We start from the raw sequence: 1,559 nt of genomic DNA, 5'->3' as shown, positions 1-1,559 counted from the left end.
CTATAAATATATTAATAATCAGTATGATAGAGATTGATGTACATGGGAATCAGACTCATCAAAGCGGAGAAGAGCCATTTTTTCTAATAACCAAATATGTAGTTAGTTTTTATGGGGTGTTCTACCGACACTGTCTTCATTTTGAATTTTGTGTTTAATTATTTATGAATAAAAACAATATGATAAATAATTTCATTCGGCATTCTTCCTCACTTATATGGAATGTGTCTATATAAAAGATACTGTTAGCTGTACAAAATTAGCAGAGTGTATATGAGAAAGTTAGATTGGCCTCTTTATTGGCTTTATCAAAAAACAAATAATTCACCTATTGTTTCATTCAAAGTTTTGTTTGCATCATTTGCTGTTCTCATAACTGTAAGCATGTTTGCTGGTGAGGCTATAAAGCAATGGTGGCTTTTTGTACCCGTAGGTCTATTAGGCGCTTCGGTTCCATTGCTAATCGGGTTCATAATTATCAAATTAAAATTCAACTGGACTCTAAATCGTATACCGAAAGCAGAGCTTGCTTATTTTATGCAGTATGGTTGTAGTCAAAAGCTGGAAAAAGGTTTTCGTTGGTTTATTTCAACTTATGTATCTTTACTGCTGTATTTGTGGCTTTTAGCGTCAATTTTTATGATTTTATCTATACCCGTAATGGTATTTTTGTCTGCAAAGTACAGCTAACAAGGCGCTTAAGTCGGACTGCAAACGCGTGGCGGTTTTGGTTCTAATTGGCTCGTGTGATTATGGTGGTTATTTTGAGTTTGGCTGTGGTTTGCAGCCACTTAGCTTAGCGTTAGCTATCAGAAATTGGAGACAAAATAGTGGCAGAAGTAGTTGCAGATATTGAGAACCTTAGAGTAATCGATACAAAAGGTAACGAGCATGAACTTTGGGACCATGAATATTGGTATTTGAGTCCAAATAGAACTTCGTATCATCCGGCAGAGGGGGCTGTCAGTCCCTACAGTTTTGGGATGGTTCTTCATAATGCTAATTGTGGTCAGGGTATTCATGTCGCAATGGAAGATTGGCTTGATGGTATTGAGGTGACAGTTCAAAAGGCAGGTGGTGCAGGCGAAGCCGAGAGGCTAATTGAAGAGGCAAGGTTAAGGATAAACCCTCAGCTACCAAGTCGCTTGAGATGTTTCTACTTGAATCATGATAAAGATGTAGCTTTAACACGTATTCAAGCATGGGGGTTTACAGAGCGCGAACTTGTTAGGTGCTATTCAATTCGAAGTAGCGCGTTTTATCATTACGCTGATGTACGCTTATTTGAAGCATTAGCTAAAGACCCAACACAAGTACATTTAGCAGAGCAGTATTGGAACACGTTTAACCCCCAAGCCCCTAAGGACAGGCAGTTTCTTGAAGTATTAGTGAATGGAGCGCTTTATTTCCCTGATTGGAAACAGTTCCCGCGCATAGATGAAAATGAGCTAATTAAGTGGCAAGAGGCTAATCAAAGATAGCTAACAAACGACTATGGCGTCAATAACTAATTTTGAGCTATGTTCTCATCCCACATGACGCCATCTCTTAGCATCGTA

The 1,559-nt window shown here is 38.4% G+C and carries 2 protein-coding genes; both read left to right on the top strand.

Annotated features, from left to right (window positions below):
- Positions 1–273: 273 nt before the first annotated feature.
- Entirely contained in the window at positions 274–690 is a 417-nt protein-coding gene (locus ACRQQK_RS14180; protein ID WP_337163457.1) for a hypothetical protein, read from the top strand.
- Between the two features lie 140 nt (positions 691–830).
- Positions 831–1,481 (top strand): hypothetical protein, encoded by a 651-nt coding sequence (locus tag ACRQQK_RS14175; RefSeq protein WP_457512466.1) that lies wholly within the window; start codon positions 831–833, stop codon positions 1,479–1,481.
- Positions 1,482–1,559: the final 78 nt, after the last annotated feature.

Source organism: Vibrio sp. C8, from assembly GCF_054051265.1.
The sequence above is the reverse complement of the archived record's forward strand: the minus strand, read 5'-3'. Positions and strand labels throughout refer to the sequence as shown.